This is a genomic window from Sphingobacterium sp. UGAL515B_05 (genome assembly GCF_033097525.1).
GTDB lineage: Bacteria > Bacteroidota > Bacteroidia > Sphingobacteriales > Sphingobacteriaceae > Sphingobacterium.
Genome location: NZ_CP109907.1, coordinates 4,955,692 through 4,972,240, shown reverse-complemented (window position 1 = coordinate 4,972,240; position 16,549 = coordinate 4,955,692). Strand labels below are relative to the sequence as shown.

The following is a 16,549-nucleotide window of genomic DNA, read 5'->3' as shown; positions in this document are numbered from 1 at the left end:
TAAATTTAGCGTTGCCCAACTAATTTGAACTGTAGTACAAACTCATCATAAATCAATTTGTCGCCCAAATTCGGAATAAACTTTCCTGACCCATACCGAATATTGTACAATGTACGATCAATTTTGATTTCGCCCAATGCATGCAAGAAATCGTTAAATATTTCCACAGTTGCCGTAAAATGAATGGGCTGTGTAATGTCCTTAATGGTCAAATCGCCACTAATAATGTAATGCGTATTTTCCTTTCTCCCATTCCTGATTTTCAAAGATGCTTTCTTAAATTGATCGACCGAGAAAAAATCATCGTGGTTTAAATGATGAAAAAATTCCATGTAAATAGATTTGTCAGAAATATCGGTGATTACAATTGAAGTCATGTCAATATGTATTTCTCCATCGATGATCTCATCGTTTTCAAAACTCAAAAAACCATTTTTGATTTGAATAGTTCCTGTGTGTAAGCCTAGAACTTTCTTCCCTGTCCAATTGACAGTGCTGCTTTCTGTTTGAATGTTAAATGTTGTCATTGTGCTAGATTTTTAATTTGACAAGACAAAATTCAGGGTATTCTTTAAAGATAGAAAGGACATACCTCACAAAAAAAATGTGAGGTAGATCAATTGTTTGGTGAGTATAAGCGACTCAGTGTTTCTCTTGTAACACCAAGATAAGCAGCTAAAATGTGCTTGGGCAACTTTTGCACCAATGATGGATACTCCCCTACAAACTTTTCATAACGTTCCTTTGCAGAGCTGCTCAATAACGATAGGATTCTGTTTTGCAACGCCACGTTCCTGCGGTTTGTTTTCTTTCTGAAAAAATGTTCGACTTGATGGAATTCGCGACAGAGCTTTTCTCTGTTTTCATTGCTAAGGCATAGCACTTCGGTATCTTCCAGACAATCAATATTTACTTTTGCATTCTTTTGATAATAATAGGCTTCATAATCTGTTATCCACCAATCCTGAATAGCGAATAGAAGAATATGTATTTTCCCGATTTCGTCAGTATAATACGATTTCACACAGCCAGAGAGCAAAAAATAATCATTTAATACGGACTGACCTTCCTGTATAAGGAATTGATGCTTTTTGAATTTCCTAAAGCTGAAATGGCTCAGGATATAATCAAACTCGACATCTGATATATCGATATATTTTCCGAACTGTTCTCGCAGGATTTTACTCATGTCCAAATTTACATTTATATCTTTAATCGTCTTCCATTATTTTTTGCCATCCAATTACTTTCCACTATTTCCCTAAGTGGACCATCGGGGTGCAAGCGACATTTCCTCCAGTTAATTTATTTCTAGACTCATTTTGGTGAAATCTTATAGAATACAAAATTATGAATTACGGTGTTAAAGTTTGAATCTGAAAATCCTTCAATATTTTAACATGCGCTATTTTTCCATTTGGATTTTTTTATAAGTTTACTTTACGGAATAAAATCGGCTGATTTTAATCGAAAGAAAACTTTTACACCAATATAAATGATTTTTCGAAATATGTTATTGGTCTTATGAAAGCATATAACGGAGAAAATTCTTCAATAGTCGATTCCTCAACTATCCATGAAATGTTTTCGCTGCAGAACCAAAATGTGCCTATTGAAAGTAATAAAAAAGGCTTAGGCTGGTTTATGTTTAAAAATGATTCCAATTTTGCTGTCTATCACGCTGGAAGTGCAGGATTTGCACAGGCAAAACTGCTATTAATTCCCAAAAGTAAATTTGCGGTAATTGTCATGACAAACTCAGCAGAAGGTGGTGCAATTGCAGAAGAATTTTGTTTCAGTTTCTTGAACAAGTACCAACTGAAGATTAGCGACCTATTTCCTGCTCCTATAACAGGAAAAATTCACAGTTCATCGGCCCCAATCAAATTATCTAATCATAGCCTGAAAAGACATGTAGGTAATTATGCGCAGGCCGAAGGGTATATCAAAGTCATTTTAGAAAAAGATCGTCTCAAACTTATTGATGGGGAAAGACAATATTTTCTTACTCCTTTATCAAAGGATGAATTTCTGCCTATCGAAATATTTCCAAATGATAGCTTAGTGGAAAGAAATAACAAAAGATTTGTTTTTAAGAAAGTTAATACCGAAACTTTTTTATTTCAAAGAATTGAAGATCGTGAACGCGAGTATGGACTAAAGCTCAAAAACCTTGATCGTTCTTCATGGGAGAATGCATTAGGAAAATACAAGCATTTCGGTTATCAGATGCTAATTGGAGATACAAAATTTAGAGAAGTTGAAATTTATATTTCAAAAGAAAAAGTTTTAATGATGAAGTTTACGACATTTGGCAGTGTTAGGTCTATACCTTTATATGTAATATCACCTAAATACGCTGTTACATGTGGAATAAATGCAGGTTTTGGAGGATTTAATGTTTCCTTATCTCAAAAAGACAATCAACAAGTGGTTGACTTTGCCGGTCTGACATTTAGAAAGGACCGATGAAACACCCAAAAATTAAAATTTTATTTGCACTAGCGTGGTTCACATGTATGGTCGTTTCTAGGCAATGGCTGGCGGAAAGTCTTGGTCCAAGTGAAGGGAAACAGAACATCTTAGTGACGCATCATTCACCGAGCATTCGTTCCCTGCCAATGAAGTATTTAGACCATCCGATCAGGACAGCCTACGCCTTGGAGCTATTACTGTTTTACGACAAAACGACTTTTAGAGCCGCCTTTTAGAACCGTATCCAATGCATGTGTTAATTCATCCATTGAGATTATCTGCACCATGTCTGATAGAAATTCAGGTTTGAAATCCTTTGCAAGTAAATTCCAGATCTCTTCCTTAAATTGTAATGGTTGCTCCACCGAATCTATTCCGATCAGCTTGACCCCTCTTAATATAAATGGATATATGCTGGTATTTAGATCTCCAGAGGCCACATTTCCACAACAGGTTACTACTCCGTTATAATGTAGTGATTTTATTATGCCGGATAGGATCTTCCCTCCTACACAGTCAATACCTGCCGCAAAATCGTTACGTGATAGGGCACACGCGTCATATTTTGTAATAAAATCTTCTCTTGATATGACTTCAGAAACACCAAGAGTACGCTGAAAATAATCAGTGCTCTTCCCGGATATGGCGACGACATTATACCCGATCTTTGACAAAATAGCCGCAGAAAGACTCCCTACCCCTCCGGTAGCTCCACTTACTACAACTTTCCCGCTGTTGGGGATAATCCCTGATTTAATCAAGTTATAAACAGAAATACCAGCTGTCAAACCTGCCGTACCAAATGACATGGCTTCCAATGGGGTTAGTCCCGCCGGTAATGGGATGATCCACTCCGCTGGAACACTAATATATTGGCCAAATCCTCCCCAAGTATTCATTCCCAGATCATACCCTGTTACAATCACATTATCTCCCTTATTGAATCGACTGGATTTACAAGAAACTATCTTTCCTACAGCATCTATTCCTGGTATATGAGGAAAATTTCTCGTCACACCTTTGTTCCCCGAAGCAGATAGTGCATCTTTGTAATTTACGGATGAATATGCTACTTTAATCAGTACATCGTTTTCGGTTATCTGATCGAAAGGGACATCTTCAACTTTACTTTTGAAAATTCCTTCATTTTCTCTGACCATTAAGGCTCTGAATGTATTACGCATAAAAATAATTTTGAGTAAATTTGAAAATTAAAAAACTAAGAAGCAATAACTTACAAAATAATCATATACTGCACAAAAGTTCAGTTTATTGATTATCAAGAGATAAAATAATGTCAGAAATAGAAAAGATTGAAACAGTTTGCCCATCGGATATTTTTCTGCAGGTCATAAAGGGTAAATGTAAGACTACATTAATTATGCTTATAGGGAAAAATAGGAACCGTTTTACGGAAATGAAAAAGACACTGCCAACAATTAGTGAGCGGACAATTGCAAAACAACTTAGGGAATTGGAAGCCGATGGTATTATTAGCCGAAAGGTTTTCAATGAAGTTCCTTTACGAGTTGAATATTATTTAACAGAATACGGCGAAAGTATTTATCCGATCGTCCGCGATATGCGTAAATGGGGACATATACATTTAAAGCATTTGCAAAATTTGGTTTAAATAAACTGATATATAATCAATAATCTGATGTAGCCTTAGCATAATCTCATCGCTCAAAGCAGTGGATTGGCCGGCGGAGGTTTGTATTTGTGGAGCAGTGTTCACTTCTATTTATTTTAAATGCTCCGACAGAAAAGCGAGTATTTCTGCTATCAATTGTTGATGTATTGATTTTCTGTCCATAGCATTATGGTCTCGATAATAAGTGGGCTCTACGTTAACCAATTGAAGCTTCCCTTCATTCAAGAAAATGTAATGCCCCACTTTACCTTGAAGTACGCTATATTTTGAATTTTTGATTACTTCATGGTATCGTATTGCGTTAGTTTTAAGAGGAGCAATCGAATCGTCAGCCGCACCAATGATCAAAACTGGAGATGTATTGGTTTGCTTCACTTTGGGAAGGCCCAGCCCAAGTGCTGGAGACAAGGCTAAACTGGCTTTAACGCGACTATCTCTTAAATCTAGCGGCACCTGTTCGCAGGATATTTTTTGCATTAATTCCTGGAGGTCACCTAATTCAGGAATAACAAATTGTTTTCGGTTTTCGGCTAACGATGCGCTTTTCTTGAGCGTATCGCAATCTAGTTTGACCCCGGCAAGCGCCAAAGTAGTATATCCCCCCAATGAAAATCCTATACCGGCAATCCTACTGCTGTCTATGTAGCTATTAAACCGTGTGTCGTCAAGTAATGATGAAATCAGGAAATGAATATCTAGCGGTCTATCCCAATAACGTACAAAGTTCTCAGGGATTTTATTATCGAGCGTATTGCCCCAATGATCTGGAGCAACCACAAAATATCCATTTTTCGCCAATTCAATCGCCAGCCAGGATAAGCTAAATCTGTTGCCTCCAGTGCCATGAGACAACACAATCAATGGATGTTTATCTTGTATAAATTCCGCATTTTTTGCTGTAGGTGGTAAGATAAATGGCCGTTCTGTATCCTTAACATTGCTGTTCTCGGTCGGATACCAGAGCTGCGCACTTAAAGGACGCCCTCGTATATAATCCGTATAGGCAATTTTCCGCTCGCCAACGTTTTTGACCGGTGTATGATAAATCATTAAAAACAGACTTAACAAAATAAGACTAAATGGAATATTCATATTTGATACCAATAAACTTAGGTTATTATCAATAAAAGTAGGGACCAAGCTTCCTATCAACAGACAAATTTACGATCAGTACGGTTATTAGATCAATGGTTATCTTTAACCATAAAATCAGTTTTCTCTGCATTATCATATGATCGGGGAAAAATAGTGTCCTTATTGCAAACACTGATAACATTCCGCAACCTATTATTAATGGGAATACGTATAAAGGACTTAAGCTCCCGCAGGTCTGATTTTCTTTGATAAAAATAGCGACGAAAGAAGTGGTTTGGCAATTACTGATAAGAAAGAAACTAACCTGAATGCACTTGCATTTGATTTTGGGCAAAACCCCATGGCATCAAAAGTGAAAAAAGAGGAATGAACCATCCAGCCGCAAAAAAGAATGCCCAATTTTTGCTCAATATAATTCATTGGCTTGACGAATGAACTGATTTGACTAACCATACATTATATTGTACTATTATATACTATTTTGAAAATTAACGGCTAACGCCGATTCCTCTGGGAATAAATTTGTCATATAATTGATATACGATAGTCGAGTGGACTAATTTTTGTTTTCTTTTTAAACAGTCTTGTTAATGACTGAGGTTGATCAAATTGCATATTTTTAGCGATTTCAGCTACTGATAAATCAGTTTCAGCAAGTAATTCCTTTGCTATTTTAACAATAAAATTATCAATATGATACTGTGCTGTATTTTTAGAAGTTTTTAAAGAAACATCATTGAGAAATCGTGTTGTACAATTTAGTTTCGTGGACAATAATGTTAAACTAGGGAGTAAGGACAAGCATTTTCTTTTGCTATCAAAAAGAGTGTGCAGCTCGCTCATAAAATCTTTTTGTAACGCGCTAAACTCATTCAGCTTATCTTCCATTAACTGTTGATAAAACCTTTGCATATGTTGTAAAAGCAAATCAAGATATGAAATAAGTATTTTAGACTGCGTTTCACTCATGGGCATCTTAGTCTCGAGGTCTATCAGTTCAAAGATATTTTTTATAAGCCTATAATCGTTATTCGATAAGATCATCGATTCCTGAATGGAGTATTCTAAAAACCCAAATTCTTTCAATTTATTTCGCAGACTATATCCTGTAAATAGATCTGAACGGAATGCAAAATAAGCCCCTTCTTTAAAATATCCTCTTAGTTCTTGAACTGGAAAATACTGGTTGCTGAAAAATAATAAGGTATGTTGTCCACGATGATCCTTATTTGAACACCCAAAAACAATCAAAAAATATTTATCATCAATCCACCTTTTGGCGGAATCAAAAAATTGTTCCTCATTTCCAAAATTGTCAAAATTATAACTGAAGCTTGCACTGAAAGCATTTTGAAATTCATTCTTATTGCCAGTATTTATCATATTTTATTTTTCTTCGCGACTTTGCGCGTTATTTTTTATTGAATTCCCTCAAGAAAAACCCTCGTTAAAACAATATTGTTTGTAAAATAGCGGGATTTCCTGAGGAATACATCCCGAAGCTTCGTTTTCAACGTTATTTTGTATTCTATTCAAGAAACCAGCTTAACACGGATTTCTAATTATTTTTTTCTAAGATGGCTAAAAAAGCGCGTTTGACGCCTGAGACTAACAGTTACTTCTTTTCATGAACAATTGCTTTACCCGATGTTTCGAGCTCTTTCACAAAATCCCGCCCCCAGTAATGGATATCGTAGTGCTCAATATGCTCATACAGCCTGCGCGCCCTAACCTGAGCTTCTCCGGGTTCCATGACCAAGGCTTTCAACAGTGCATCTTTCATGCTCTTACGGTCGTAGGGATTGGTCAATATGGCATAAGGCAATTCGACCGAGGCCCCTGCAAATTCTGAGAGCACAAGAATCCCAGGAGTCTCCAATAACCCATGGGTCGCAATGTATTCCTTTGCGACTAGATTCAGTCCGTCCCGCAGAGGCGTGATCCAGGCAATATCGCTCAGCGCATAGTGTTTGACCACTTCCTCAAAAGGCAAGGCCCTATAAAAATATTGGATCGGGGTCCAGTTCATCGTTGCATATTTACCGTTGATCTCACCCACGGCCTGATTTACCTGATCCCGGATTTCGTCATAGATAGTCATCCCCTGTGATGGCGGCGTACAGACATTGACCAGTTCGATCTTGCCCCTAAATTCTGGGTATTCGGCCAGAAATTCACCAAAAGCCTGGATTTTTTCCAAGGGGCCTTTGACGTAATCCAGGCGCTCGATGGATATGATACGCGTTATTCCGGATCCGGCTTTGTTTTCTTTGAGGGCATTGATCTCAGTCTTGACCTTATCATCCGTCAAAATCTGTTCGATATGGCCCCTGTTCACCCCCACCGGCTGTGCGCCAAGCCTAATCTGCCGGCCATCCACCTCTATGATCTTGGTCATCTGATCGACGCCCAGCGCACAGCTATAGGTCAGGAACTGATTGGCGACATCAACTTTTTTGACCACTTTAAATGGTGTATGGCTGCGGATCACATCCACAAAATTCTCGACATAACGCGGGATATGAAAACTGATAAAATCACAGAGCAGCAGGCTGCCGATGATCTCTTTGCGCCAGGGAATAATATTGAAAATATCTGCTGCCGGAAAAGCCGTATGATGAAAAAAGCCAATTTTCAGATCTGGGCGCATGGTTTTTAAAAAAGAAGGCACCATCCACAGATTATACTCATGGATCCAGACCAGCGCCTCCTCGTCGGCCTCGCGGGCAATCCGCTCGGCAAAGCGCTTGTTTATCATCAGGTAATGTTCCCAGTCCTCGTGGTTGAATTTTGCCCGGTCCACAAAGGAAAAGATCGTCGGCCAGAACGCCTCTTTGGAGAATACACGATAGAACTTATCGATATCCTCTTTAGACAACGATATGGTGGAAGCGACCAAATTAGGATACCGGCTTTCGTCGACCAGCTGATTTGGAACCGGCTTTCCGTCCTGCTGGATGACTTCCTCCCCGATCCAAAGACCGGAGCGTCCCTTCTCAAATAAGCCCAGTAGCGAAGGAATGATGCCGTTTGGGCTTTTTGGCGCTACCCTTACCGTCTTACCGTTGACCGACTCCTTTTCAAAAGGCAGCCGATGGTACACCATCACCAGCTGGTCTGATTTTTTGGATCTTCTTTTTTGAGGCACCGATTTTTGTTCCCCGCGGATCAGCTGCTGAAACGGGCGGTATTTGCCCATGTACTCCAGTATACCGCCCGCTCCAGCGGCCTCTGCACTGTACGCTGTATCCAACTGATCAATGGCCTGCAGCAGCCCCGGCTCAGATTTTCCGACAGCAACACCACGAAAGCCGATCTCAAACAAGGCCAGATCATTCAGCGTATCGCCAGCTACCATCACATCATCTGGATCAACGGCCAGAAATTCAACCAGCTTCTTTAATGTCGTCCCCTTGTTGACCCCTCTGGGGAGCAAGTCCAGGTATTTATCGGCCGAAGTAATGATGTCGCAGTCGTACCTGTCCGCCACCTGCTGCACCAGGCTATGGTCCACGCCGGCTTCAAAATAAAAGGAGCTGCGACGCTGCTGCGGTACATGCTGGTAATTCAAATGCGGTATTTCCTCCAGCGCCGCCCGGATTGCATAAGTCTGCGGCCATTTTTCCTCGATCTCACTCTGCAGCGGCTCAATCGCTTCCAGGCTATGGCCGTTAACGACGGTGGCGCCGACATCCGCAATAATGAAATCCGGCACCGGAATAAGCGGATCGCTCAGCAGCGGCAATACCGACTCCAGCCCTCTTCCGGTGACAAAGACCAGCTGCATCGGGCTAGTTTTTATCAATCTATATAATCTGAGGCGGTCTTCCATCTTTCCGCCCAAAAAAGTTCCATCTAAATCTGTTGCTAATAGCATATTATTTTATATTCCTTTCTAAAAGTTTAAATTCATCAATTGCGGCCATATGATTGTACAGCACACGATATGTGGTCTGTAAGAGGGGCAAATTGAGCCCGAGGGTCGAGACCGTCGCCATCAGCCCCCGCGTTGCAAAATATCCTTCTGCGACCATGCCCATGTGTTGACGGGCTTCGAACACCGAATATCCCTGGCCAAGGTATTTACCGAAAGTCCGGTTACGGCTATGCGCGGAGTACCCCGTCACCAATAGGTCGCCCAAATAGGTGGAGCTGCCCAGCCGGACATTGAGCGCACCAAGGGAATGCAGCAACAGCCCCAGTTCGTCAGTCGCGTTGGCCACAAGCACCGCCATAAAGTTGTCACCGTAGTGGAGTCCTTCAGCCATGCCACAGACGATGCCGACTACATTTTTGTAAATAGCGGCGTACTCCACGCCCAGCGTGTCGGGGCTATAATTTACCTGCATATAGCTTGAAGCGAAGCCCTTGGAAATCTTACGGATAAAGGATTCGTTGGGACCGCACAGGGTCATATAGGTTTTCTTGTTCCGTGCGATCTCTTCGGCATGGCATGGTCCCGCAATGATTGCCTGCTGAAAATCTTCCAATTTAAAATACTTAGCGAGATAAGCACTGGGAAGCAGGTTGTCCGGGCCGACGGTTCCTTTAATAGCGGTAATCACAAACTTTTCGGCAAGGTCCTCTTTGGGGATTGCGGCGCAAACTTTGTCCAGATGCGCACTGGGCACGACGAAAAGGATTACTTTCGATCGGGCCACGATCTCGTCCAGCTGATCGGACGCATAAATTTTTGTATTGTCAAGTTTTAAAAACGATAGGTAGTCAGGGTTAACAGCATCCCGGTTTATCGAGCGCGCCTGCTCTGAACGCCGCAAGTACCAGTTTGTATGAATGCTATTTTCTGTCAAAATTTTAACCAGGGCCGTGGCCCAACTCCCACCACCTATCACACTAATCTCATTCAAATCGTTGGGGGTTTTAAAGACGCGAAACAGAAGAAATTTCGCCGTCGGGTTATCTATTAATTTACTAATATACGCAAAAATTAATCAATAAGCAAACTTTACACGTAAAAACAGCGTTAAAGGGGTATTTTTCACGCCAAAATCCGTGTTTATATTTCTTCGTAAATTTGTTTGTTCATATGAAAAATTTAAACATGCTTAACTTCAATGAACAATCATCAAGTTCAATTTATCAGTACATTTTTAATTTCTTTGCCAAATTGGGTTTACCCGAGCAGCAGGCACATATTGTTACGGCCGCCGCATTACTTTTTGCTTTTGCGGTGATGCTCTATGCGCTCGATTATATCATGCGCAAAGTATTTTATTCCGCATTGAATCGGATTGCCCAGCGAACCTCGACCAAATGGGATGATTATCTGTTGGAAAACAAGGTGCATGTACGCGTGAGCCGCACCCTGCTCGTGCTGCTTACACGGCAGCTGCTACCGGTGATCTTCGTTGGTTTTCCGGTGCTTACAGCCGCTATTGTCAAGATTCTGGATATCGTGGTATTGTTCACCATCTACCATCTGGCCAATAGCTTGTTAAAAACCTGCCGCGATATTCTTCGTGGTTCAAATGCGTTTAAGGACAAACCCATCGACAGCTACCTTCAGGTGGTACAGATCTTTTTAATATTTGTGATCGGTACACTGATCGTTTCCCTGCTGACCGGCAATTCGCCCTGGTCCTTTCTGGTCTCGCTTGGGGCGGCGTCCGCCATCCTCATGCTCGTCTTTAAGGATACTATCCTGGGCTTTGTGGCCAGTATTCAGGTGTCGGCAAATGACTCGGTCCGCGTAGGAGACTGGATAGAAATGCCCAAATACGGTGTGGACGGCGACGTGCTGCAGATCAACCTCAACAATGTGAAGATACAGAACTGGGACAAGACCATTGTCACCATTCCGACCTATACCCTACTGAGCGATTCATTTAAAAACTATCGTGGGATGCAGGAGACTGGTGGCCGTCGGATAAAACGGGCATTGAACATTAAAATGTCTTCGGTGCGCTACCTCAGTGCGGAGGAAATCACGGCATTAAAAACTATATGGCTGTTGGCTCCCTATATCGAAAAAAGGGAGCGCGAGATTGCCGAGTACAATAAAACTTGGCATACAGACAGCTCCTCGCCTGTCAATGGTCGCAGGATGACCAATATCGGCCTGTTCAGGGCCTATGTACTCGCCTATGCCAAACATAACCCCAATATCCATCAGGAACTTACTTTATTAGTCCGTCAGCTAGCCCCTAGCGAATACGGTATTCCGCTGGAACTGTACATGTTTACCAAGGGGACACAATGGGCCTATTTCGAAGATACGATGGCCGATATTTTTGACCATTTACTTGCTGCCATTAAGCACTTTCACCTGCAGGTATTTGAACTGCCAGCATCTGATGACCTGAGGGTGCTCGGTGCAATAGAAAACCGCTCCTAACAGCAACTCCCCTGTTGCGGTAAACCTAAGCTTGCCCGGTGGTTTCAATCTTATTGCCGCTGGGCAGCTATTAAAAGAACGGCTAAATTAGTTTCCCATAATTTAACACAAGGCTATGATTTATTCAAATAATACCATGAATTATTTCTTCTAAACCCTTCGGGAATTCAAAGCTATGCTCCATTGTGTTTTATTGCATCTTGGACATGACTGGCAATCATTCTCAAAACTAAATAGAACATGGCCGCAATACATGCATGCAAATGGCCCTTCGGAACTGGATACATCAACCATTTTGTAAGATGATGGGAATAAGGGTAGCCCATATCGCACATCATTATCAGCATAAAATAAAACGCTTAAGGTTCCATCGACTTCTAGAATCCCTTCCTTAACCTGTCCCAAATGTTCGACATTTAAATTTCTCAGTTCAGAAAAAAATTCCATACGCGAAAAGGTATTATCATTTTCATGTTTTATATCAAATACGCCATCCTTTACTACAGGTAAAACTTTACCTTCCAATAAATGGGCAACCTTCTCTGATCGGGAAGCGAGCCAGGTTATCAACTTATACACGAAAATTACACCTATAAAGACAACAATCGCATGAAAAATTGGGATATCTTCTTGAAACATTGGATCTCCCGCAGCTGAGCCCAAACTAATAATAATCGCAACCTCAAAAAGAGTTAACTGCCGAACTCCCCTTCTACCCGAGAGCCTTAGAATTATCAAAATTAGAAGAAACATTATTACTGTTCTTGCACCTATTTCAACAAGAAAGGAGCTTTCCACCCCCTCAGCGAATATTTTTTGTATATCAATCATAACCTTTTAAAATCAAAAATCTTAATGTGCCCCCCAAAATTCAATCTTAAAACATTTCTCCGGTTACAATAGTTCATCACTCGGCAAAAACAACATGCCGCAGCGTGTTGCCTCTCGGTGTTCAAAGATGGGTGCTCAACGCGATATAAAAATCTGATGCATGGGATATAAAAATTTTTATACCCCATGCATCTAGCTAGAAATATAGACCTGACCAGACCAAGGCTTTAGCGATGCGACAGTGATTTGAGCATAATCAGTATCTGACAAAACCGCGGCATCCATTTCATTCGTATTAAATATAATTTTCCATTGCAGATCTTCAGGTAGCGTTACCTGTTGTACAGTGGCAGAAAAATTCATCATTACAAATAAAGAACTATCGTTTTTTTTCATCGCTAAGATAAGTACCTTTTGATTCGGGAGACATTTAGCCGTTATTTCATCGCGCTGTATATTTTTCAGCACAGGATTGATTTTACGGAATGCTATCAGGGATCTATAATAAGATAAATGTTTCTGATGGACTTCGCTATCCTGTTCGTCCCAATTCAATACGGTATTCCTAAATATCGTCTCGTCCTGCGGGTCGAGAAATCCTGAATCTTCAAAAAAATCTTCAAACTCTTTTTTTCTTCCCTGTCTCACCTGCGCTACAAGTTTGGGGTCACTATGACTGGTAAAATAGGGAAAAGCTCGTTTTGTACCCCATTCTTCTCCCATGAACAGTAAAGGAAGATACGGTGATATGAACACGGCAAAAGCCATAAGTCGCGTAATTTCTACAGGATAGAGTGAAGCCGCGCGATCGCCCATCATCCTATTGCCGACTTGATCATGATTCTGGCAGAAAACTATAAAATGATTCCCTTCGATACCTAGCGTGTCCGTTCCAAAGAATTTTTCCCGATGGGGAGAATAGTTTCCATCGAATACATATGCTTTTTCATAAGCTTTTGCGAGATCGGCCAATCCATTAAATTCCTCATAGTACCCTTTTTTTGGTTCGCCCACGCTTACTCTTAAAGCGTGGTGAAATTCATCTAGCCATTGTGCATCCATCCCAAAACCATTTTTCGCCAATGGGTCTAGAAATCGTCTATCGTTAAGATCACATTCAATAAATAGAAAATGGTTTTTTCCGGATTTAGCAATAATTTCATCCGTTTCCTTCCGAATTTGCTGAAGGATATGAACAGCGTTAAAATCCTTGATTGCATGTACCGCATCCAGACGCAGCGCATCGATATGAAAGTCTTCAAACCACATGCGTACATTGTTCAGTACCAGATCCCGCTGTCCATGACAATAGCTATCGTCATAATTCAGCGCATTACCCCAGGGCGTATGGTATTTGTCGGTAAAATATGGGCCATAATTCGAGAAATAGTTTCCCTCGGGACCGAGATGATTATAGACGACATCCAAAATTACCGCAATATTGGCCTCATGACAGGAATTCACAAGCCTTTGAAGTTCCGATGTACCACCATAGGAATGCTGCACTGCAAATGGAAAAACACCATCGTAACCCCAATTTCTTTCACCTGGAAACTGTGCAACAGGCATAATTTCAATAGCAGTGATACCCAAATCTTTCAGATAGGGAATCTTTTTGATAACACCATCAAAATCATGGGATGAAGTAAATGTTCCTACATGAAGCTCGTAAATAATAAAATCAGACAATGCTGGAGGCCGATAGTCTGTATCGGTCCAAGAAAAAGTGAGATCAACGACTTTTGAGGGACCATGTACACCTTCTGGCTGGGAGAGCGAAATCGGGTCCGGCAATTCCTTGCCATCGACACTGATCCGGTATAAATCTCCAGCTGTTAATAAATCAGTCTCCGCGTACCAATAACCATATTGTTGGGGCTTAAGCGCAATCTCCATATCTTTTTGATAAAATCGGCAATGCACATTCTTTGCCATTGGTGCCCATACGCGAATCTGCCAATGGTCACCATTGCGACGAATACCCAATTGTTTAATTCCTGTCTCGCTCATCAATATCTCCCACTTTATTGTGACTGAAATAAAAGTATGGAACGTGAGGGCACTAAAATAGAATCTCCTGCTGAATAGTTTCCAAAGCTTTCTATCGTATCATTATTCGTATCTAAGATCTTAAACCAACCAGCCCCATAATTTTCACCGGGGAGCGTGTAGGTTACATCTTCCCAATACGCATTAAATAGCAGGTAAAAATTAGCATCCACGATTTTCTTTCCATCAGTATCTACTGATCTAATTCCCGCACCGTTTAAAAACACAGCGAGTGAGCGCGCATAGTCTTCCTGCCAGTGATGATCATCCATCTCAGATGCATCTGGAAGAAACCATACGATATCTTCAACACCTGTACCGCGGATAGGCAATCCTTGAAACCATTTGCGACGACAGAATACCGGATGTTCTCGCCTAAAATGGATCAATTTTTTAGTGAAGTCCAATAAAGATACATCTACATTGGCCCAGTTGAGCCATGAAATCTCATTGTCCTGACAATAGGCGTTATTATTGCCCTGCTGTGTTCGCCCATGTTCATCGCCAGCGACAAGCATAGGTACTCCCTGGGAAAGAAATAAGGTGACGAGCATGTTTCTTTTTTGTTTTTCTCTTAGGTTATTTACCGTAGAATCATCTGTAGGTCCTTCTGCCCCGCAGTTCCAGGAGCGGTTGTGGCTTTCTCCATCGTTATTATCCTCACCATTAGCTTCATTGTGCTTTTCGTTATACGATACCAGATCGTGGAGCGTAAATCCGTCATGTGCAGTAATGAAATTTATACTGGCGGAAGGTGTACGATTGTCACCCCGGTATAAATCGGAGGATCCCGTTAGGCGATTAGCAAATTCAGCGATCATACTGTCCGCTCCGATCCAATAATCGCGGATACAGTCACGATACTTTCCATTCCATTCGGCCCAACCGGCGGGGAACTCGCCGACCTGATACCCTCCTTCTCCAATATCCCACGGTTCTGCAATTAGTTTAACCTGTGAGATCACGGGATCCTGATGGATAACGTCAAAGAAAGAGCTCAATTTATCTACGTCATGGAGCTCCCGCGCTAATGCTGAAGCTAGATCAAAACGGAATCCATCAACGTGCATTTCCTGCACCCAATAGCGTAAACTATCCATGATCAGCCGTAGTACATTAGGCTGGCGGGTATTTAATGTATTGCCTGTTCCAGTAAAATCCATATAATAACGTGGATCTTCAGCCAAACGATAATATGAAGCATTGTCAATTCCTCTAAAAGAGAGTGTTGGCCCCATTTCATTCCCTTCGCCTGTATGATTGTAAACGACATCAAGGATAACTTCTATCCCTGCACTATGGAGTGCTTTTACCATTTCCTTGAATTCCACGACCTGTTCTCCATAGGTACCCGAAGCTGAATAGCGCACATCAGGGGCAAAAAAACCAATACTGTTATATCCCCAATAGTTAGTTAGTCCTTTATCCTGAAGGTGACGGTCTGTAATAAAATGGTGTATAGGCAATAATTCAATTGCAGTGATCCCCAATTCCTTTAAGTAATTTATGGTGACAGGATGCGCCAAGGCTGCGTATGTTCCTCTTATTTCTTCGGGAATCTCTGGATGAGTTGCTGTAAAACCTTTTACATGTGTTTCATAAATCACACTTTGGTGCATCGGTATACGCGGAGGATGGTCGTCCCCCCAATCAAAATGACCGTCTATAACCACAGATTTCGGGACGAAAGGGGCGCTATCAGTTGTATCTAAACTCAAATCGTCCTCGCCTATATTGTACGCAAATAAAGCATCATTCCATTGTACGACACCCGAAATTGCTTTCGCATAGGGATCAATCAGTAATTTATGCGGGTTAAAACGATGCCCCTGGGCCGGATCGTAAGGACCGTGCACACGATAACCATACAGTTGTCCTGGCTTAATTCCCGAAACATAAATATGCCAAACTTGATGCGTCTTCTCCGTTATTTTAAATTGCTCGATTTCTTGTTGGTTCGAACTATCATAGAGATAAAGTTCGACAGCTTCGGCATTTTCGGAGAAAAGGGCAAAGTTAACCCCTTCTCCATCGTAAGTTGCGCCCAAAGGATAAGGGCTTCCAGTATTGATTTTTGTTTCCATCTTTAT

Annotated in this window: 13 protein-coding genes; 3 read left to right on the top strand and 10 right to left on the bottom strand. The window is 41.2% G+C overall.

Annotated elements, in window-relative coordinates; translation table 11 throughout:
- Window positions 1-5 precede the first annotated feature (5 nt).
- Together OK025_RS20550 and OK025_RS20545 are read right to left on the bottom strand one after the other, a co-directional pair.
- The gene (locus tag OK025_RS20550) at window positions 6-527 is read right to left on the bottom strand and encodes a YceI family protein (protein WP_317666597.1); all 522 of its coding nucleotides are present in this window, start codon (window positions 525-527) and stop codon (window positions 6-8) included.
- 89 nt (window positions 528-616) lie between these two features.
- Window positions 617-1,189, bottom strand: coding sequence for a Crp/Fnr family transcriptional regulator (locus OK025_RS20545; RefSeq protein ID WP_317666596.1), 573 nt, complete (start codon window positions 1,187-1,189; stop codon window positions 617-619).
- Between the two features lie 335 nt (window positions 1,190-1,524).
- On the opposite strand from OK025_RS20545, the gene OK025_RS20540 reads away from it, so the two are divergent.
- A complete protein-coding gene (locus tag OK025_RS20540) occupies window positions 1,525-2,472 on the top strand; it encodes a hypothetical protein (protein WP_317666595.1) in 948 nt (315 codons plus the stop codon).
- A 197-nt stretch (window positions 2,473-2,669) separates the two neighbouring features.
- On the opposite strand, the gene OK025_RS20535 is transcribed toward OK025_RS20540, so the two are convergent.
- On the bottom strand, window positions 2,670-3,659 hold the full coding sequence (locus OK025_RS20535) for a YhdH/YhfP family quinone oxidoreductase (protein WP_317666594.1): 990 nt from the start codon (window positions 3,657-3,659) through the stop codon (window positions 2,670-2,672).
- 110 nt (window positions 3,660-3,769) lie between these two features.
- Between OK025_RS20535 and OK025_RS20530 the strand changes: the two genes are divergently transcribed.
- Window positions 3,770-4,108: a helix-turn-helix domain-containing protein gene (locus tag OK025_RS20530; RefSeq protein ID WP_317666593.1), complete on the top strand. Its 339-nt coding sequence runs from the start codon at window positions 3,770-3,772 to the stop codon at window positions 4,106-4,108.
- 111 nt (window positions 4,109-4,219) lie between these two features.
- On the opposite strand, the gene OK025_RS20525 is transcribed toward OK025_RS20530, so the two are convergent.
- From OK025_RS20525 to OK025_RS20510, 4 genes are all read right to left on the bottom strand, one after another.
- Window positions 4,220-5,179 carry a hypothetical protein gene (locus tag OK025_RS20525; RefSeq protein WP_317666592.1) on the bottom strand — a complete coding sequence of 320 codons (960 nt, stop codon included), beginning with the start codon at window positions 5,177-5,179 and terminating at the stop codon, window positions 4,220-4,222.
- Window positions 5,180-5,749: 570 nt separating this feature from the next.
- Window positions 5,750-6,607 carry a helix-turn-helix domain-containing protein gene (locus OK025_RS20520; RefSeq protein WP_317666591.1) on the bottom strand — a complete coding sequence of 286 codons (858 nt, stop codon included), beginning with the start codon at window positions 6,605-6,607 and terminating at the stop codon, window positions 5,750-5,752.
- Window positions 6,608-6,839: 232 nt separating this feature from the next.
- Window positions 6,840-9,101 carry a glucosylglycerol-phosphate synthase gene (gene ggpS, locus OK025_RS20515; RefSeq protein WP_317666590.1) on the bottom strand — a complete coding sequence of 754 codons (2,262 nt, stop codon included), beginning with the start codon at window positions 9,099-9,101 and terminating at the stop codon, window positions 6,840-6,842.
- 1 nt (window position 9,102) lies between these two features.
- Window positions 9,103-10,092, bottom strand: coding sequence for an NAD(P)H-dependent glycerol-3-phosphate dehydrogenase (locus OK025_RS20510; protein ID WP_317666589.1), 990 nt, complete (start codon window positions 10,090-10,092; stop codon window positions 9,103-9,105).
- A gap of 179 nt (window positions 10,093-10,271) precedes the next feature.
- On the opposite strand from OK025_RS20510, the gene OK025_RS20505 reads away from it, so the two are divergent.
- Window positions 10,272-11,579 (top strand): mechanosensitive ion channel family protein, encoded by a 1,308-nt coding sequence (locus OK025_RS20505; protein WP_317666588.1) that lies wholly within the window; start codon window positions 10,272-10,274, stop codon window positions 11,577-11,579.
- Window positions 11,580-11,729: 150 nt separating this feature from the next.
- Here the strand turns inward: OK025_RS20505 and OK025_RS20500 are convergent, their stop codons facing one another.
- The 3 genes from OK025_RS20500 to glgX form a co-directional block, all read right to left on the bottom strand.
- On the bottom strand, window positions 11,730-12,410 hold the full coding sequence (locus OK025_RS20500) for a DUF421 domain-containing protein (protein ID WP_317666587.1): 681 nt from the start codon (window positions 12,408-12,410) through the stop codon (window positions 11,730-11,732).
- Window positions 12,411-12,602: 192 nt separating this feature from the next.
- Complete coding sequence (treZ, locus tag OK025_RS20495) at window positions 12,603-14,420, bottom strand: malto-oligosyltrehalose trehalohydrolase (protein ID WP_317666586.1); 1,818 nt, start codon at window positions 14,418-14,420, stop codon at window positions 12,603-12,605.
- A 14-nt stretch (window positions 14,421-14,434) separates the two neighbouring features.
- On the bottom strand, window positions 14,435-16,543 hold the full coding sequence (gene glgX / locus OK025_RS20490; RefSeq protein WP_317666585.1) for a glycogen debranching protein GlgX: 2,109 nt from the start codon (window positions 16,541-16,543) through the stop codon (window positions 14,435-14,437).
- Window positions 16,544-16,549: the final 6 nt, after the last annotated feature.